Annotated in this window: 23 protein-coding genes, 1 tRNA gene and 1 rRNA gene; 11 read left to right on the top strand and 14 right to left on the bottom strand. The window is 44.1% G+C overall.

The genetic code is table 11. The features are described from left to right. On the bottom strand, positions 1 to 1353 hold the full coding sequence (locus tag P8X24_RS02235; RefSeq protein ID WP_372913867.1) for an ATP-binding protein: 1353 nt from the start codon (positions 1351 to 1353) through the stop codon (positions 1 to 3). A 142-nt stretch (positions 1354 to 1495) separates the two neighbouring features. Beyond that, positions 1496 to 1834 carry an AAA family ATPase gene (locus P8X24_RS02230; RefSeq protein ID WP_372913866.1) on the bottom strand — a complete coding sequence of 113 codons (339 nt, stop codon included), beginning with the start codon at positions 1832 to 1834 and terminating at the stop codon, positions 1496 to 1498. Between the two features lie 104 nt (positions 1835 to 1938). On the opposite strand from P8X24_RS02230, the gene P8X24_RS02225 reads away from it, so the two are divergent. Genes P8X24_RS02225 through P8X24_RS02210 form a run of 4 tightly spaced genes read left to right on the top strand, consistent with a single transcriptional unit; the run spans position 1939 to position 3517 of the window. Next, on the top strand, positions 1939 to 2379 hold the full coding sequence (locus P8X24_RS02225; protein WP_372913865.1) for an ArsR family transcriptional regulator: 441 nt from the start codon (positions 1939 to 1941) through the stop codon (positions 2377 to 2379). 10 nt (positions 2380 to 2389) lie between these two features. Beyond that, positions 2390 to 2845 carry a hypothetical protein gene (locus tag P8X24_RS02220; RefSeq protein WP_372816122.1) on the top strand — a complete coding sequence of 152 codons (456 nt, stop codon included), beginning with the start codon at positions 2390 to 2392 and terminating at the stop codon, positions 2843 to 2845. 32 nt (positions 2846 to 2877) lie between these two features. After that, positions 2878 to 3045, top strand: a complete 168-nt coding sequence (locus P8X24_RS02215) for a hypothetical protein (RefSeq protein ID WP_372913864.1) — start codon at positions 2878 to 2880, stop codon at positions 3043 to 3045. Between the two features lies 1 nt (position 3046). Continuing rightward, the gene (locus P8X24_RS02210; protein ID WP_372913863.1) at positions 3047 to 3517 is read left to right on the top strand and encodes a hypothetical protein; all 471 of its coding nucleotides are present in this window, start codon (positions 3047 to 3049) and stop codon (positions 3515 to 3517) included. Here the strand turns inward: P8X24_RS02210 and P8X24_RS02205 are convergent. The 4 genes from P8X24_RS02205 to P8X24_RS02190 form a co-directional block, all read right to left on the bottom strand. Then, a complete protein-coding gene (locus P8X24_RS02205) occupies positions 3442 to 4518 on the bottom strand; it encodes a M48 family metallopeptidase (protein ID WP_372913862.1) in 1077 nt (358 codons plus the stop codon). The two genes, P8X24_RS02210 and P8X24_RS02205, sit on opposite strands and share 76 nt — an antisense overlap. A 51-nt stretch (positions 4519 to 4569) precedes the next feature. Next, positions 4570 to 5715 carry a peptidase gene (locus tag P8X24_RS02200; RefSeq protein ID WP_372913861.1) on the bottom strand — a complete coding sequence of 382 codons (1146 nt, stop codon included), beginning with the start codon at positions 5713 to 5715 and terminating at the stop codon, positions 4570 to 4572. A 145-nt stretch (positions 5716 to 5860) separates the two neighbouring features. After that, positions 5861 to 6058, bottom strand: coding sequence for a class I SAM-dependent methyltransferase (locus tag P8X24_RS02195; protein ID WP_372914178.1), 198 nt, complete (start codon positions 6056 to 6058; stop codon positions 5861 to 5863). 42 nt (positions 6059 to 6100) lie between these two features. Then, entirely contained in the window at positions 6101 to 6343 is a 243-nt protein-coding gene (locus tag P8X24_RS02190) for a hypothetical protein (RefSeq protein ID WP_372913860.1), read from the bottom strand. Positions 6344 to 6463: 120 nt separating this feature from the next. Here P8X24_RS02190 and P8X24_RS02185 point away from each other — a divergent pair, with 120 nt between their 5' ends. Further along, positions 6464 to 7087 carry a class I SAM-dependent methyltransferase gene (locus tag P8X24_RS02185; RefSeq protein ID WP_372913859.1) on the top strand — a complete coding sequence of 208 codons (624 nt, stop codon included), beginning with the start codon at positions 6464 to 6466 and terminating at the stop codon, positions 7085 to 7087. On the opposite strand, the gene P8X24_RS02180 is transcribed toward P8X24_RS02185, so the two are convergent. Together P8X24_RS02180 and P8X24_RS02175 are read right to left on the bottom strand one after the other, a co-directional pair. After that, positions 7052 to 7258 (bottom strand): DUF2202 domain-containing protein, encoded by a 207-nt coding sequence (locus P8X24_RS02180; RefSeq protein WP_372913858.1) that lies wholly within the window; start codon positions 7256 to 7258, stop codon positions 7052 to 7054. The genes P8X24_RS02185 and P8X24_RS02180 overlap by 36 nt on opposite strands. A gap of 1 nt (position 7259) precedes the next feature. Continuing rightward, the gene (locus P8X24_RS02175) at positions 7260 to 7547 is read right to left on the bottom strand and encodes a DUF2202 domain-containing protein (protein WP_372913857.1); all 288 of its coding nucleotides are present in this window, start codon (positions 7545 to 7547) and stop codon (positions 7260 to 7262) included. Positions 7548 to 8147: 600 nt separating this feature from the next. Here P8X24_RS02175 and P8X24_RS02165 point away from each other — a divergent pair. Then, a complete protein-coding gene (locus P8X24_RS02165) occupies positions 8148 to 9011 on the top strand; it encodes a hypothetical protein (RefSeq protein WP_372913856.1) in 864 nt (287 codons plus the stop codon). On the opposite strand, the gene P8X24_RS02160 is transcribed toward P8X24_RS02165, so the two are convergent. Next, positions 9003 to 9863, bottom strand: coding sequence for a DMT family transporter (locus tag P8X24_RS02160; RefSeq protein ID WP_372913855.1), 861 nt, complete (start codon positions 9861 to 9863; stop codon positions 9003 to 9005). The genes P8X24_RS02165 and P8X24_RS02160 overlap by 9 nt on opposite strands. A 60-nt stretch (positions 9864 to 9923) precedes the next feature. Between P8X24_RS02160 and P8X24_RS02155 the strand changes: the two genes are divergently transcribed. Then, on the top strand, positions 9924 to 10586 hold the full coding sequence (locus P8X24_RS02155) for a DUF434 domain-containing protein (RefSeq protein ID WP_372913854.1): 663 nt from the start codon (positions 9924 to 9926) through the stop codon (positions 10584 to 10586). A gap of 20 nt (positions 10587 to 10606) precedes the next feature. Further along, positions 10607 to 10732 (top strand): hypothetical protein, encoded by a 126-nt coding sequence (locus P8X24_RS02150; protein ID WP_372913853.1) that lies wholly within the window; start codon positions 10607 to 10609, stop codon positions 10730 to 10732. On the opposite strand, the gene P8X24_RS02145 is transcribed toward P8X24_RS02150, so the two are convergent. The 5 genes from P8X24_RS02145 to P8X24_RS02125 all read right to left on the bottom strand — a co-directional run bounded on the left by P8X24_RS02145 (position 10704) and on the right by P8X24_RS02125 (position 12699). Next, positions 10704 to 11303: a HemK2/MTQ2 family protein methyltransferase gene (locus P8X24_RS02145; RefSeq protein ID WP_372913852.1), complete on the bottom strand. Its 600-nt coding sequence runs from the start codon at positions 11301 to 11303 to the stop codon at positions 10704 to 10706. The two genes, P8X24_RS02150 and P8X24_RS02145, sit on opposite strands and share 29 nt — an antisense overlap. 22 nt (positions 11304 to 11325) lie before the next feature. After that, positions 11326 to 11403, bottom strand: a tRNA-Asp gene (locus P8X24_RS02140). Between the two features lie 8 nt (positions 11404 to 11411). Next, a 5S ribosomal RNA gene (rrf, locus tag P8X24_RS02135) occupies positions 11412 to 11533 on the bottom strand. A 42-nt stretch (positions 11534 to 11575) separates the two neighbouring features. Next, positions 11576 to 12268, bottom strand: a complete 693-nt coding sequence (locus P8X24_RS02130; RefSeq protein ID WP_372913851.1) for a metallophosphoesterase — start codon at positions 12266 to 12268, stop codon at positions 11576 to 11578. Next, positions 12253 to 12699 carry a protein-tyrosine phosphatase family protein gene (locus P8X24_RS02125; RefSeq protein ID WP_372913850.1) on the bottom strand — a complete coding sequence of 149 codons (447 nt, stop codon included), beginning with the start codon at positions 12697 to 12699 and terminating at the stop codon, positions 12253 to 12255. Before P8X24_RS02125 ends, P8X24_RS02130 begins: the two co-directional genes overlap by 16 nt. Before the next feature lie 69 nt (positions 12700 to 12768). Between P8X24_RS02125 and P8X24_RS02120 the strand changes: the two genes are divergently transcribed. From P8X24_RS02120 to P8X24_RS02110, 3 genes are all read left to right on the top strand, one after another. Next, positions 12769 to 13452 carry an aspartate/glutamate racemase family protein gene (locus tag P8X24_RS02120; protein ID WP_372913849.1) on the top strand — a complete coding sequence of 228 codons (684 nt, stop codon included), beginning with the start codon at positions 12769 to 12771 and terminating at the stop codon, positions 13450 to 13452. Between the two features lie 116 nt (positions 13453 to 13568). Beyond that, entirely contained in the window at positions 13569 to 13874 is a 306-nt protein-coding gene (locus tag P8X24_RS02115; RefSeq protein ID WP_372914177.1) for a hypothetical protein, read from the top strand. Positions 13875 to 13959: 85 nt separating this feature from the next. Beyond that, complete coding sequence (locus P8X24_RS02110; RefSeq protein ID WP_372913848.1) at positions 13960 to 15240, top strand: BMP family lipoprotein; 1281 nt, start codon at positions 13960 to 13962, stop codon at positions 15238 to 15240. Positions 15241 to 15266: the final 26 nt, after the last annotated feature.

The following is a 15266-nucleotide window of genomic DNA, read 5'->3' as shown; positions in this document are numbered from 1 at the left end:
TTAAAAGATTTTGGTGGCCTTGTCTAAATCGTCTAAATCCCAAGCCAACAGCCCCTGCTCTCTAAGCTCATCCTTTTCTTTTATGCGCTTAGCAAATATTCCATAATATTCTTTAACGTTCAAGTCTAGGAGGGTAGCTTTTCTCTCTAACTCTCTCACAACTCTCCTTGCTTCCTTTTTATTTATTTCCCTCCATTTTACCTCGACGAAGAGGGCTTTGTCATCTCCTAGGGCTACTATATCTATCTCTTCCCCTTTGTGCCACCACCTTCCGATCTTTGAGAACTTAAAGGGCAATCCTTTCCTCTTGTTCATCTCAATGAGGAATTCCTTGGCTACTCCCTCGAACGCTTTTCCTACGTACGCGTTAAAATCGCCCCAGTTCATCTCAAAAGTTCCCATCTCTATCTTGCTCTTGTTCGGCTTCACGAACCTAAACCAAAAGGCTAAGAAGTTGTCATTAAGGTAGTATCTGGCCTTTTTGCTCCTTTCTTGTTCGGTTACCGGAACTTCTCTTCTGATAAGCTCGAGTGACGTGAGAACCCTTAAGTACTTGGGCATGTCCTTGGCTTCTATTCCTGCAAACTGGGCGATTTCACTTACTTTGTGTTTTCCGTGTGCTATCGCCTCGAGGATTAGATAGTACCTGTGAACGTCACCGAGCTCCTCCCTAAGCATGAACTCCGGTTCCTCGTAGAGTATCGAAGTTGGAGAGAAGGCATTCCTCAACAGCTCCTCCTCAAAGTTCTCCCCGGTGAAAAGTTTGAAGTACATGGGAACTCCCCCGGTTACTGAATAAATTCTCACAACGTTTTCTATTGGGGTTTTTCTGAAGTACTCCCTTACGTGGAAGAAGTTCAGGGGTTTTAGCTTCAGCTGGGCCGTTCTCCTTCCGTAGAGCGGATTTTTATAGCTCATTAGGCCCTCCATAAGTCCAATTATTGACCCACAGAGTATTAGAAAGAACCTGTCGTCGAGGATCTCGTCAATTATATGCTGAAACACGGCTGGGGTATTCTTATCTGAGAGCAATAAATAAGAGAACTCGTCAATAACAACCACGATCCTTTCTGGGGCTTTGAGCTTTATGAGCTCGAATGCCTCTCTAAAATCCTCCACACTGACCTTTGGCAAATCCAGGACTTCACTGGCCTCCAGATAAAATCTCCTGGCGTTTGCTCTCAAACTTCCCCTGTCCGCAAGGAAGTATACCGCGTTTTTGTTTTTAATGAACCTCTTAATGAGCTCTGTCTTTCCTACCCTCCTCCTTCCGTAAAGAATGAGCACCTCTTTTTTGTTAGAGGAGTACAGGGACTCGAGGAAGTTTAGCTCATCTTTTCGGTTGACAAACATTATACGCACCAAGATAATCTTTATAGAGATAATCTTTTTATGTCTTACGTAAGAGTTACATATCCCTTCTCTTTAACCTAACTGCGTCCTCTGGAGTTTGAGGATACCCTTTGACATGCTCCCATGGGTTCTTCTCAACCGCCTATTTGCGGTTAGCACATGAAGTGACTTCCTTATTTCTCTTATCTCCTTCAATTTTGTGGATGTGAGTAAATAGGGGAACTTTATAAGTTATCTTGGCGAAAGGGAACTCTCTGAACTCTCCAGTTGTCACGATTTTTCTTGTGCTGTCATGCATGTGAACTACTTTTTCGAACTCTCTATCAGAAAAAGGAACTAATTTTCTGGCTAAAAGACCAAATGCTTCGAGAATTGAGCTTTTTCCACTACCATTCGGCCCTATGAGTAGATTTATTCTTGAAAATTCAAGTCTCACTCTTTCTATTGACTTGTAGTTCTCTACTGTGAGGGTTGTTAGCACTGGCACCACCTAATTCCTAGTCCTCACATTCCACTATTTAAGCTTCCTCCATTTGCTCACCTCTGACCAGAAAGCCTAAAGGGATGATCACTGAATATAAATTCATGCCAGACAGCGACTTGGCAAGGGAGCTTCAGGAGCTCAGGAAGACTTTGGAGGACTTAAAAAGAGGCTTTCTCATAGTTTCCCAGCTTGCTCAGGCTTACCTTAGGCTGATTAACATATACGCCGAGTATGGAGGAATTGGCATTGACGTTGCTATTCCTGAGATAAAGAACGATCCTATAGCCAGGGAGATAGTTAAAGTATTATTCGACCTTAGGAAAGCCAATATAAGCCAGATAACCCGAGAGCTAAAGGGCAGGAGGGGAAGAGCCTCAAGGAACACCGTTAGGAGCAAGATTAAGTTGCTTAAGGATCTTGGAGTTGTCGTTGAAGTTCCTGGGGAAAAGGGAAAGATGTATGCCCTCTCTAGGGATGTGATCAAAAGATGGCTAGAGATGATCGGAATACCAATTACCTTTGATCACGATAATGAATACTGAGGTGATTGAGATGGTCGAGGAAAAGAAGAAGTTGGAGGAGCTTATGGAGGAACTCGTTGAGGAAATGAAGAGGGCAAAGACTCCAGAGGAACTTGAAGCGCTTAAAAAGAAGGCTGAGATACTTGAGGATCTTATAGAGGCCTACGAGGGAGACAAAGACCTTGAAAAAGTGGCGCTTTTAGTTGAAAAGTTTAGTGATGCCATAGAAGATATTATTGGACCCATCAAGGAACTCCTTGCTGAACTTTATAATCCAGAGAGGATGCAGGTTATGGGGAAGAGCGTAGCCGAGTTCTACAAGACGTTGGTTGAGTCTGGAATGGACAAGGAGTCTGCCCTTGAGCTTACCAAGGAGTATATGGACAGTATAAACATGGGGAAGCAACTCTTCAAAGCATTGGCTTCATTAGTTCCAATGGAGAGATCTCACAGGTATCACAAGAGAAAGGAGGGTAACGAGGATTGATTCTTTTCTTCTTTAGATTTTTGTTTAGGCTGTTGAGGATATCTTTTGGAATGGCGGGAATAGTTAGGGTCATTAATAGGGGGGAGAGGGCCTTCAAAAGGGCATTGATAAGAGAAGGCCTTTCCCAAGAAGTAGTTGAAAGACTAATGGAGGAATTTTCCTTACGCAAGATATTTAACTTCCAAAGGTTCCTCAGGTAACATGCCGTTTACTCCATTTCACCTGGGACCAGCACTTCTACTATCCTACCTAATACCCTACCTTGACGTGTGGACGTTCTTAATAGCCAACGTTATAGTTGACTTTGAGCCCTTCCTTGTCCTCTCGTTCAACTTGGATTTAAAATATGGGTATCCCGTGCATGGCTTCTTTCACACTTATATTGGGGGAGGAATTGTAGCCTTTATTTTGGCCCATGCGATGGCTTTCATCTATAAAATTACGGGAAGGAACTATGATATGGAAAGGCTGAGAATAACAGCCCTGTCTGGAGTTTTCCTCCACATAACACTTGACTCGATAATGCACCCCGATGTGAAGCCCTTCTTTCCCTTTGGCTTTAGTCCCCTCTATGGTGCTACTTATGAGTTTAACATTTACATGTTTTGTGCCTTTTCGTTCTTAGCTTGGCTAATTCTCAAGTTCTTTATCCGCTCCTCTATCGAGGGATGAGAGTAGATGACATCGAACCATTTTGGCGTCTTTACCGGAATTTCACCGTACTCGCTTATCTTCTTCAGGGCCTTTATCATCGCATCGGCCCCAACCAGCTCGGCCGCGAATTCATCAGCCTCTAACTCACACTTGAGGTTGAACCTTGTGAGCCTGTAGAGAACACCACCTACAAGAACTACAAAGGAGAGCACGACACATATCGTCAGAATGGCCTCTGGAAGCTTATCTCCAATCTTGAGGAGGACTGTCATCGGGAGTATAGGAAGAATCGAGAGAGTGTAGCCCTTGAGCATGTGCCTCTTCTTAACGTGGCCTAGCTCGTGCGCTATAATCGCAAGTAGTTCATCCCTCTCCAGATGTTCTACCGCACCTTTAGTCACGAATATTGTTTTCCCCCTGGCCCCAGTCACGAGTGCATTTATTTCCTCGTCCTCGATGAGGTATACTCCATCAACTTTAACACCAGCTCTCCTGCAGAGCTCCTCTACCTCCCTCTTAAGTTCTCCTTCGAGGAGCTTACCCTTCTCGACACGCCTGAGCACGCGGGAGAAGGCCTCTGCAACGGCAAGCATCAGGGCTAAGAGAACGATAATCCTAAACTCCAGGGGGAACAGGGCTGGGATTACCACGAATGCCAATGCGAGTAGGAAGACCACCCCCGACGCGAGGAGGAATGCCTTTAGGAGGTTCGTTTTGGTGGAGCCTTCAACTTCCTCTCTCATGAGATCCGCGATAACTATGGAGGCAAGTATTGATATATTAACAGGTGAGAATAGGACTATCTTGTCAAGAGGTTCTTTGAATCTGCTAACGAAGTCAAAGAACCCTAAAACTCCTGTAAGCATGAAAAGTGCCAGCGTTATAAAAAGTCCAATGAAAATGGCTCTCTCAATTCTAATGAATCTTTCCTGCTTTTCTAATTTTCTTGTCCTTCTTCCCTCTATCACAACAAACAATGGGGATGCAATAATTGATAGCAGCAGTAATACCTCCCACACGAGAGTGCATTAAAAGTTGAGAATTAAAAAGGCTTTCCCAGGATGGTTCGTCTATATATCAATCACGAGCCCAGAAACGTCCTCTACTATTTCCTTGAATCTTTGGAAGTCAATAATCGCGGAGTTTACCATCCTCCTGAGTATCTCGTAAAAGTCCTCACCAAGTTTTTGATGGAGATCATGGAGGATTAGGGTACCTTTCGTATAGGATAACTCTGATAGTCCCAGCTTCCCCCACTCTGAGGGTTTTAGCTTTTCTGCCTCTGGGAATCTCCCAAGTACTGCCTCATAATCCCTCCGAAGGTTTTCTATGAATGAGTTAAATGCTTCTTCTCCATGAATTTCCCTAATTGCTAAGGCTGTGAGGTAATTAGCAAAGGCCTCATCAAAGAACCTGCTTAGGTGGGCCTCTGGAGTTACTCTAGGATTCCAGAGGTGAGCGAGCTCGTGGTAGAGGTTCGCAGGAATCTCCCTCCTTAATGAACTCCCTGAGACAAGGGCATAGCCCTTTCCTGCCTGACCACCATAATTTTCGGGAGTTTCAATAACCGTGTACTTCGCTGTTTTCTTGCCGAGAATTGATGAGTAGAATTCATATGCCCTCCTTAACAGATCAAGCGTCCTCTCGATTCCCTTCGTGCTCAGGACGAAGAGGCGGAATTGTTCACCCTCTATCACGTGGAACGGGGCTATCGCAATGTCGAGCCTATTGGTTCCCTCAATTATCAAGCGATTATCCCTAATTTCGCCGCCAAATGCTATCGTCAAATCATCTGGAACTCCTCCTATATCTATTTCCGCGTTAAATTCGGAGCTCACAACGGACTTAACAAGGCTCTCAAAGGCAGGCTCCGCTGGAATCGGATAAAACAGTGAATCAGTTCTGAGGAGTGTATATTCTCGGTTTATCGAGTCTTTGAGGTATGGAAGAACACTTTCATAGCTCTCCAGCTTTCCAGAATATATTAGCTCGAGATTATTCGCGGGTTCTTCAAGCTTAACAACACTCACCTTGAATTTCTCAAATCCTTGAATTCCCTTGAGTTCCTGGGATAATTCCCTGTTTGCCTCCTCCACTTTGAGGCCTTTATTGAGTATGAAGGTTTTTACACTCTCCCTTAGGTTTATTTCTATACTCCCTTCAAGACTTCCAGTGTTGAAGTTTAAGTTTAGGGCTAGCTTGAGATTCTCAATCATTCTTAGGCCTCCTTATGCTTTTCTCCGAATGACTCTCCTCTTCTGCTTAGTGTTTTCAGCTTGAATTGATTACTACCCTGAACCATAGTTCATCTCTGAACCTAATCTTACTCTCTTAAGTTTTAAATATTGCCCACATCTAAGCTTAATAAAATCCCTTAATTAGTGTCCAGAGGAAATCGCTCTCCTGTATCACAATATAGCCTTTGGGCTTTAGGACTCTCCTAACTTCCTGCAAAATCTTATCAAGATCCCAAATGCTGAAGTGAGCTAGAGGGTAGCCAAGTAGTGCAACGAGATCGAATGTGTTTTCTTCAAATTCCTCGCATCCATAACATAAAATTCAGTGTTTGATCCTCGCTTTTTAGCTAACTCCCTAGCCCGTTCAATTGCTTTTTCCTTGAACATCTATGCCAACGACTTTGAAGCCTATTTCCTCCAATACAAAGCTACTCAACCCAGCGTTGCAACCGATATCTAAGGCTTTTCCTCTTTTAATGGGAAGGTGTTCTAACAGTAACTCTTTAAGCTCCTCAAATCTTTTCTGACCTCTTTCACTTTCGATATCATACTCATCTCGAGTCTTTTCGTAGAGGGGTGCGTCGGTATACCCGAGATTTCTGAACATAGAATCACCCCGTTTTAAACCTTAAAATGCCTTGAAAGATCGACTTTAAAACTTTTGCACTAAATTCCCAAATCATAGGAGATTTAAACTCTCCTTTCAAGAGTAGGCTGGTGGTGTCAGGTGGAAACTCTCAATTACTTCTATTTAAGAGCCCTTGAGGCTTTTAGAAAGGCTGGAGGGACAGATAAGGAATTTAAATGGTTTGTTGGAGTTAGGCTCGTCTGGTATCCCGTTTACAGGAATGAGATAAGGTTAAGGCTGAGGCTTGCTGAAGAGATCGTCAAAAGGTCTGAAGGGAGGATTCTGGATGTTGGTTCTGGTTCGGGATTCCTTGCTCTCGAGCTCTCAAGGAAAGGGGAAGTTGTCGGCATTGAAAGGGAAGAGGGACTCTTTGAGTTCCTGAAGAGCCTTGAGAATGACAGGCTGAGGTTCCTTAACATTGACTTTCTGAAAGATGACATCGAAGGGAAGTTTGATACGATAGTGTTTTCATACATCCTCCATGACTTCGAGCCGAAGCCCTTCCTCGAAAAAGCCCTCAAGTTACTGGAGCAGGATGGCAAGATAATAATTGGGGATTTTGATGTGAACGACCTTAAAAACAAAATCAGGGAATTTGCAAAAGAAAACAAACTGGAGATCACGGATGAAATGACGCTTGGAAAGGCCAAAACCCACGGAAATGTGCATGATGCATTTTTAATGGTTTTAAGGCTTCCCCTTTCCTCCAGTTTCCATCGATGAGCTTATTATCTCCTCATACTCCTCCTTTGATAACACTTGAGGCTCGTACTTTACTCCCCTGCTCTCCAGTAATTTAACGAATGACCTGAGGTGGTTCCTGCTTCCCTTCATCAAATTTTCATAGACTGCAATTGTGTCCACCTTGTTAGTCTGGGCTATCCTCTCCTGCAAGTCAACGTATGTTGGTTTCCTCTATGAGCGCGCCAACCTTGAGTGCATCTATCTCGCTCTTCATTCCCTCCTCTATGAGCTTGTTGTACAGCTCTTGCAACTCTGGATTCTTGAAGTCTCCAATGCCTTCGTCTTTCGTTGGGTCTGGAATGTTGTACTTCTTCAATAACAGTCTTACTGCATTAAGGTGGATGCTTTCGTTGTTTTCAATGTTCCTGAAAATTTTAAGTCCCCACTTTTCGTACAGCTTCGTGTATATATCGTGGGCTAGCTTATCCTCCTCGACCATATATAGTAGTCCATCCTTTTCTTCTTGAGTAATTTCCCTGCTGGTAAGGAATTTATGTACGATTTTAAATCCTGGGTGTTTATGTTTCCACTCTCGTCTATCGTTACTGGGATTTCTTCTGTCTAGGTTTGAGTTGTTGATGAAGTGCTTATATATCCCGCACTGAACAAAACCAAAACTCCCACTAGCAGTATTAAAATCCTCTCCATTTCGATCACTAATATGTAACTCTAATATTGCATATGTCTTCTGTTATTTAAACTTTTTCAATCAGCACTTAAAATCCTCATCATCGTTCAGCGCTGCGCGGGTTCATCATCAAACTCCTTTAACATATTTGAGGTTAAAAATTTTCATTAGATTTTTAAGTAGTTGGCCATATTACAATTATGGCATGTGTATTGAGAGCTATAACATAAAAGGAACTAAAACACTACTTGTTATAAGATCAGTATGGACTCAATTAGTTGATTAAGGAAATGGGAACATTAAGAAGCGTAGCTTTCCTTGTTTAAGGGGTGGAGGGGGTATTGGGAGAATTACAAGCTGATGAGGAGCGTCATGATATCTAGAATGGAAAATTGTCATGGGGTGGAGTAAATGGAACGAAGAACGCTAGCCAAGAACGCAAAGTCCCTGCTTTACTGGGGTTCAATTCTCTCACTATTCTCACTTATCCCTATTATAGGTAGCTTGCTGGGGTTAATTGGTGTTATATTGTATTTTGTAGGACTCTATGAATGGAAGGACGTTGACGACAGGCCCTTTACATTGGGAATAGTTCAACTAATCCTGGGCTTATTCTACGTGGTTCTATTAATAATAGGCATGGAAAGTGGGTTCTTCTCAACTTTGAGCTTCTCAAAGGCCTTCTATATAGGGTTACTCTATACCTACCCGTTAACGGCAATAGTTACCATGCTCACAAGGTATCAGGTGCAGTACTTTTATGAGGCGACCGAAGAGGAGAGTTTCTTAACTGCAAAAAAGCTATATCTTGTTGGAATTCTGACGTTTCCTTTTATAGTTGGTATTTTTATAGGATTTGCAGGGAGGATATTTGAGATTATTGGTTACAGTCACATGACTGACACTCCAAAAGTTCTAAAGGGAAGGGAATTTGGTATAGATATCAGGCAAATGGGGGCAATTTTTGTGTACGCCTTAGTCTTGTCGCTCCTCATAATTCACGTGATGATTCCTCGTTACGATATCACATTAAGGAAAGGAAAAGTCGAGGTCTTCATTAAGAAAGGGGAAGTATATGACGTCAAGGTTGTATATCATGGGAGGTGCTGGGGTTCATGTATAAAAGAGATCTCAGTTGATGGAAAGGTTGTTTACTGGGGTAACTCGTATTCTTATGTGAATGACAAGCAGATAGTTACGTTGAAGATATCTGCCAATTCCTCCATGCTCACTATTAATGCCCAAGACGGGGTTTACACATTTTCCCTAAGCTAGTCCTATCAAGGTTATTCCAAGGGTTGTCAGAACTAATGAAACAGCAAGCCTCTTCGTGAATCTCTCTTTTAGGAACGCTACCGCCATCAGAGCTGCCATTACTGGACTTGATTCTGTAACTGGAGTTGCTATGCTTGAACTAACTAGGCTTATCGACTTTATGAAGAAGTACTGGCCCAAGATAGTTCCGAGGACAGTGATAACAACGACGAGCCCCCAATCTTTAGCGTTCATTATCCTAATATCTTCCCTGACGGTAGATGCAAATACCAGGGCTCCTAAAGCTCCGGAGCTTATCCTGAGCCCCGTTATTAAAACGGCCGATTCTCCATGAACTAGCCAGTCCGTTATTAAAACTGCAACGGTCCACAATACTTCCGCAGCTACGACGAATGCAATGCCCTTCCAGGTCATTTCCTTATTGTCCATAGCCTCGCTTACGAGTATTGTGACTGCGATGACTATTAGACCCGCTCCAGTTGCTATGGAGGCATTTAATGGTCTATTTAGTAGGTAATGGGCGAGAACCATAGTTAGTATTGGGTGTGGAGTTACGAGGATGCTGGCCCTTGACACGCCTATTATGTTCATGCCCTCCAAGAACAGCCAGTCAGCTATTGTGAACCCTATTATTCCTGAAACTATTACTATGGCCCACCATTCCAAGTTTTTGTGAGGTATAAGGTTAAGGGAGAATAGGAGGGGAATGTAAAATGCCGAGCTTATAAATAGCCTAAGGGTATTTAAGCTGACCGGATTAACCTTTGCCATGGAGATTTTAGAGAGCACCGAAGTCAGTGCCCACATGAATGCTGCCCCTAGGGCCAATCCAACTCCTAGAATTAAGTCCATGCCTTAACGTTATCATATTGATTTTAAAACTTTGTTCAAGGCAAATGGGAGGAACGTCAAATGGGGAGGCTTTATGAAGCCTACATAGACTTGAAGTTCCTTCTTAACAGGGGTTATAGAAAGTCTTCGGCCCTTGAATTCGTGACTAACCACTACAGACTCCCCGCGGAGGGGAGGTACTTTCTGGCGAGGTGCGTGTTTCCGGACACTTGGATTACTGAGGTTTATGAGAAGAGGGCTAGAAGCGCGGAGGGTGCAATTCTGGGAGTTGATGGGTTCAACGTTCTAATAACACTCGAATCCCTCTTAGATGGAGTTGCAATAAGATGTGAGGATTCTCTGATAAGGGACATCAAGTATCAGAAAAAGTATAGGGTAAACGAGCGGACTTGGGAAGTCCTTAGGCTGATGGTTCGTTCGATAAAACTTGTAGAACCTAAAGGGGTCGTAATCTTTTATGGCAAGTCAATCCCCAAGAGTGGCCAAGTAAAGAAGGCAACCCAGGAATTGCTGGAAGAGTTCTCAGTTAATGGTCGTGCTGAGCTGGTGAAAAGTCCTGACTTTGAGCTGAAGAAGTTTGAATACGTCGCAACGGCTGACACGGGAATAATAGAAAAAGTTAGCCATGTGATTGATCTCGTAGATAGTGCTTCAGCTTTGGTTGGAATCAAACCAATGGAGTTTAAAGTCGCGTTGAGGATGTTCGACGAAAAGCTTAAATAGTTAAGCGGATAGTCGAAGCCATGCTTAGGCCTCAACCAATGCTCTTCAGGAAATTTGAAATAAAGTTTGAGAACTGGGAGGAAGAGGAGAAGGAAAAACCAAAGGTTCGCCTCATAACTAACGTGAAGAGAGTTCAGCTCTCATGACGTAGAGTTCCTCGAAGAATAGCTTCTTCTTTGCAATCACCTTAGTGAAGAATCCCCTCTTTTGAGCCACCTCTGTGGGGTTTGGCTTTGTCAGTGAACTGTAGACTAGGAGTATCCTTCCCTGGGGCTTTAAAAAATCGGTAACCTGGTCGAAAAACCTTACTATGACTTCTCCTCCCTGGGGGCCTCCTATTAGGGCCTTATCTATATCTCCCCTAATTTCATAGTCCTCCCCTGGGAGGTATGGGGGATTAAACACTATAAGGTCAAATTGGCCTCTTAAGTTCTCAAATAAGTTACTCACCACAAATATTGCATTGTCTATTCTATTAATTTTTGAGTTCTTCCAAGCGAGTTCTACTGCTTCCTTTGAGATGTCAGCTCCAATTACGAACTTTGCTCTTTTTGCTACAAGAAGGGCTAGTATTCCGGTTCCAGTCCCCATGTCGAGCACTATATCTTGGGGCCTAACTTCTTTAGCTAGGACTTCTGCAAGCAGGAATGTATCCTCAGCCGGCTCATAAACGTCTTCTGAAGTCTCGATTCTGAGGCCCATATAATGGATTGCCATAAGAATAGCAATGGAAGAATTCTGGCGCCCGGGCCGGGATTTGAACCCGGGTCGCGGGAGTGACAGTCCCGCATGATAGGCCGGGCTACACCACCCGGGCGCTTTAGCGGCCGGCGGCGTCCCCGGCTTCCCGCCCCCTCTCGGAGGGCAGTACAACCGGGATCGCTGGGGGGCTTAACTTCCGGGTTCGAAATGAGACCGGGTGTAGCCCCCCCGCTATGGCCGCCGTGCCGATTTCTCATCAATCCATTCGCTTTAAAAAATTTTCGGTCTCATAATGTTGAGATCTTCCTCATGGCCTCAATCAATTCACCAAATTTGCCAAAGCTTAGAACTTCATCTTCAACTGGGATGATAACTTCGAGTTGCGTGATGTCAACGTTCTTTAGAATTGGAGATATTGGCTCGTTTAGCGTTAAATCATTCCCATAAGCCCAGGGACTGAATGCAGGTAAAACTATGATGTTTTCTCCCCTTAAAAAAGCTGGAACTTTTACTGTTGCTCCCACCTCATCCCTCAGCCTTATTGCAGGATGCTCATGACCTATTATAACCCTTTTACATTCGCACTCTTCGTGCCCATGCACTATCGTCCATCCCTCAACTTCAGCCCTCTCAACTACCTCCACCCCAAACTTCCTTATCCAATTGATTCCTGTGTCGTGGTTCCCTCTAACCACGATGACTTCACTGAACTCTCTGAGGATGCTCTCCAGAAATGTTGATATCTCAATGAACTCTCTTCGCTCTGGAACGAAGGAGTGCTTTAGGTCTCCGTCTATTATAAGCTTCTCAACTCCATATTTCTTTCCAATACTTAAGATCTGGCTAATTACATCCCTCAAAAGCTTTGGAACGTACTTTCCCTCCTTAACTAAGGCCTCTTCAAATCCTATATGTAGGTCGGCTATTATCAGGTAGTCCCCCAGGATTACGCCTTTCTCCGGGATTATCCTTGGTTGCATTTTATCCACCTTTCTAAATCCTTAAGAACTTCAAGCTGATCCTCGGTCTCAACGGCACTCGGTTTAAGCAATCTGACCTTCCTAAGAGATTCTCTAAGGCTTAATCCATGCCTGTACATCAACCAAGCCACAGCTACAGTTCCACTCCTTCCGCTTCCTCCGTAGCAGTGGATGAACACCTTCTTCCCTTCCCTCACCTTCTCCTCTATCCACCTTAAAATATCAATGAGCTGATCTAATGATGGTGCCGTAAAGTCGGGAATGGGAGAGTGCAAAACGTCTCCATCTTTAAGCATCTCAAGATCATAAGCCAACTCAAAGTCCTCCACCAAAATCACGAAAGCATCAAACTCCTCCTTCAGTTCATCTATTTCATCTGGATAGGGCATCCTTCCAAATGCCACGTTGTCATCAATGAACCTTACCTGCATGGTTCTCCCTGAATTTCGCTTCATAAAAACTCTCTTAAGCTTTTGTCTTCATGTTTTCACGGTGATAATATGAAGAGGATAGGCATTATCGGGGGAACAACACCAGAGTCAACCTGTTATTATTACAGGAAGTACATAGAGATAAGCAGGGAGAAGTTCGAGAAGTACGTTTACCCTGAGCTGATAATCTACTCAATAAACTTCAAGGAGTTCTTCCAGAACCCTGAAGGCTGGGAGGGTAGGAAGAGAATTCTCATAAACGCGGCAAAGGCTCTTGAGAGGGCTGGAGCTGAGCTTATAGCTTTCTCCGCAAATACCCCCCACATAGTGTTTGATGACGTTCAGAAAGAGGTAAACGTTCCGATGGTGAGCATAATAGATGCGGTGGCTGAAGAAGTCAAAAGGAGGGGCGTGAAGAAGGTTCTTTTGCTTGGAACTAAGACTACGATGACGGCTGACTTCTACATAAACGCCCTGAAGGAGAAGGGGGTTGAAGTTGTTGTCCCAAACGACGAGGAGAAGGAAGAGCTGAACAGGATAATCTTTGAAGAGCTGGCCTTTGAGAACCTCAAGAGCAAAGACTGGATAGTTAACCTCATCGAGAAGTACGCTAAGGAGGAAGGCATCGAGGGAGTAATCCTGGGGTGTACCGAGCTACCGCTGGCAATAAAGCAGGGTGATGTAAGCATTGAGGTCTTTGATTCCGCTGAGATCCACATGAGGAAGCTCATTGAATTGGCTTCCCAGGATTAACTTTTGTCAATTTTGGCCTTTCATACCCTCTTTGTCATATATACAGGAACAGTTATCTAAGGGTTTAAAAAGGGCACAATGTTGATGTTTAGTGGTGGTTGGGTGATGTCACGCCAATGGGTAATGCCTTCTCGATGTCCATAGCTGAGGATGAAGTGAAAGTTCTTAGGAAGCTACTTTTAAGGGCCCTTAATCAAAATCAGAGGCTTATACTCCAAAGCATAAACGGCAAGCATAGGTCGCTGAACGCGCTTTTAGAAGAGCTGAGCAGGAAAGAGAGGAAATCACTCTCTACCCTCAAACTTAATGCAAGGATACTCAAAGAGTTAGGCCTAATTGAATACGGCACAAAAGAAAATCCAAAGCCTGTTACCCTCACGGAGGAGGGTAGATTTGTTCTTAAACTCTTAGAAGGGTCATGAGTATAAATATATTAGGTTCGCAAGCTGCAACTGAAATCCGCTGAATATATAAGTCAGACACTCCTAAAGTTAACTTGGTGGTCTCATGAAGAAAGTGGCCTTATTAGTTGTTGGTCTCTTCCTTGTTGCAATAGTTAGCGGGTGTATTGGAGGTGGAACAACGACCACTGGAGGACCAACCACAACTGAAAAAAGCACGTCAACCCAGGAGCAAACCCAAACTCAAGAACAGACTCAAACTCAACAGACAAAAAAGGTAAAGGTAGCTATTCTCTTTGACGTTGGAGGTAGGGGTGACTTAAGCTTTAACGATATGGCGTACCTTGGGGCTGAAAGGGCGAAGAAGGAGCTCGGCGTCGAAGTAGAATACATGACCCCAAAGTCAGTAAATGACATGGTTCCTCTCCTCGAGCAACTTGCTCAGAGCGGGGAATATGATCTTCTCGTTCTCGTTGGCTTCCTTTGGACTGATCCACTAAACAAGGTCGCCGACAAATATCCTGATCAGAAGTTCGCATTGATAGATTCAACTACCGGAAAGGTAAGGCCAAATGAAGTCGATATACTGTTCAGGGAGCAGGAAGTTGCTGCCCTAATGGGCGTGATTGCCTCGGGAATGGCCTACGAACTTGGTGGCGATACTATTGGTGCGGTTGCTGGAATGGATATTCCCCCGCTTTGGAAGTTCCACATTGGTTACCTCTTCGGGGCTAAGTACTTTGAGAAGAAGACTGGAAAGCCAGTAAAGTTACTTTGGCAGTACACTGGAACGTTTGGAGATACTCAGGTTGGATACAACACGGCGATGCAACTCCTTCAGCAGGGTGCAAAGGTTCTCTATGGATTAGCTGGTTTAACTCACGTTGGAATGTTTAACGCTATAATTGACTGGAACGAGCAGGGCAAGGGTAAGGCCCTCGCAATGGGTCAGGATGCTAGTCAAGAATGGTACGCACCAAAGTACATTCCGATAAGCGGTGCAAAGAGAGTTGATGTGGCCGTGTACGATGCCATAAAGATGGTCGTGGATGGTACTTGGAAGGGCGGAATAATAACCCTTGGGCTCAAGGAAAACGGGGTTGGCTATTGGGATCTTGAGGGGGTTAGGCAGTTTGCGGAATTCGCGGCTGAGGCAGGGAAGCTTAAGGGAATGACTCCAGATGACGTCGTTAGGATCGTTAAGGAGGAAAGGGAGAAGTACATCAAGCCGAACGTTTGGGATATCGTCAATGAACTTGCAGAGAAGATAAAGAATGGTGAGATAGTCTTTAAGACCCCGAAGACTCATGAGGAGTACGAGCAGATCATTAAGGAGCTTCAAAAGGGTAACTTAAATGCGGCCCTTGAGAAGGGTTCCGTTGAGTGACCTAAGCTTTTTATCCTCTCTCTTCT

This window comes from Pyrococcus kukulkanii (genome assembly GCF_041647995.1).
Classification (GTDB): domain Archaea; phylum Methanobacteriota_B; class Thermococci; order Thermococcales; family Thermococcaceae; genus Pyrococcus.
The sequence above is the reverse complement of the archived record's forward strand: the minus strand, read 5'-3'. Positions and strand labels throughout refer to the sequence as shown.

Excerpts from the sequence above, each read along its gene's own strand:
- P8X24_RS02235 (WP_372913867.1), bottom strand. The coding sequence starts at position 1,353 with ATGTTTGTCAACCGAAAAGATGAGCTAAACTTCCTCGAGTCCCTGTAC.
- P8X24_RS02225 (WP_372913865.1), top strand. The coding sequence starts at position 1,939 with ATGCCAGACAGCGACTTGGCAAGGGAGCTTCAGGAGCTCAGGAAGACT.
- P8X24_RS02220 (WP_372816122.1), top strand. The coding sequence starts at position 2,390 with ATGGTCGAGGAAAAGAAGAAGTTGGAGGAGCTTATGGAGGAACTCGTT.
- P8X24_RS02210 (WP_372913863.1), top strand. The coding sequence starts at position 3,047 with ATGCCGTTTACTCCATTTCACCTGGGACCAGCACTTCTACTATCCTAC.
- P8X24_RS02200 (WP_372913861.1), bottom strand. The coding sequence starts at position 5,715 with ATGATTGAGAATCTCAAGCTAGCCCTAAACTTAAACTTCAACACTGGA.
- P8X24_RS02190 (WP_372913860.1), bottom strand. The coding sequence starts at position 6,343 with ATGTTCAGAAATCTCGGGTATACCGACGCACCCCTCTACGAAAAGACT.
- P8X24_RS02175 (WP_372913857.1), bottom strand. The coding sequence starts at position 7,547 with ATGGTCGAGGAGGATAAGCTAGCCCACGATATATACACGAAGCTGTAC.
- P8X24_RS02165 (WP_372913856.1), top strand. The coding sequence starts at position 8,148 with ATGGAACGAAGAACGCTAGCCAAGAACGCAAAGTCCCTGCTTTACTGG.
- P8X24_RS02160 (WP_372913855.1), bottom strand. The coding sequence starts at position 9,863 with ATGGACTTAATTCTAGGAGTTGGATTGGCCCTAGGGGCAGCATTCATG.
- P8X24_RS02155 (WP_372913854.1), top strand. The coding sequence starts at position 9,924 with ATGGGGAGGCTTTATGAAGCCTACATAGACTTGAAGTTCCTTCTTAAC.
- P8X24_RS02150 (WP_372913853.1), top strand. The coding sequence starts at position 10,607 with ATGCTTAGGCCTCAACCAATGCTCTTCAGGAAATTTGAAATAAAGTTT.
- P8X24_RS02145 (WP_372913852.1), bottom strand. The coding sequence starts at position 11,303 with ATGGCAATCCATTATATGGGCCTCAGAATCGAGACTTCAGAAGACGTT.
- P8X24_RS02130 (WP_372913851.1), bottom strand. The coding sequence starts at position 12,268 with ATGCAACCAAGGATAATCCCGGAGAAAGGCGTAATCCTGGGGGACTAC.
- P8X24_RS02125 (WP_372913850.1), bottom strand. The coding sequence starts at position 12,699 with ATGCAGGTAAGGTTCATTGATGACAACGTGGCATTTGGAAGGATGCCC.
- P8X24_RS02120 (WP_372913849.1), top strand. The coding sequence starts at position 12,769 with ATGAAGAGGATAGGCATTATCGGGGGAACAACACCAGAGTCAACCTGT.
- P8X24_RS02115 (WP_372914177.1), top strand. The coding sequence starts at position 13,569 with ATGGGTAATGCCTTCTCGATGTCCATAGCTGAGGATGAAGTGAAAGTT.
- P8X24_RS02110 (WP_372913848.1), top strand. The coding sequence starts at position 13,960 with ATGAAGAAAGTGGCCTTATTAGTTGTTGGTCTCTTCCTTGTTGCAATA.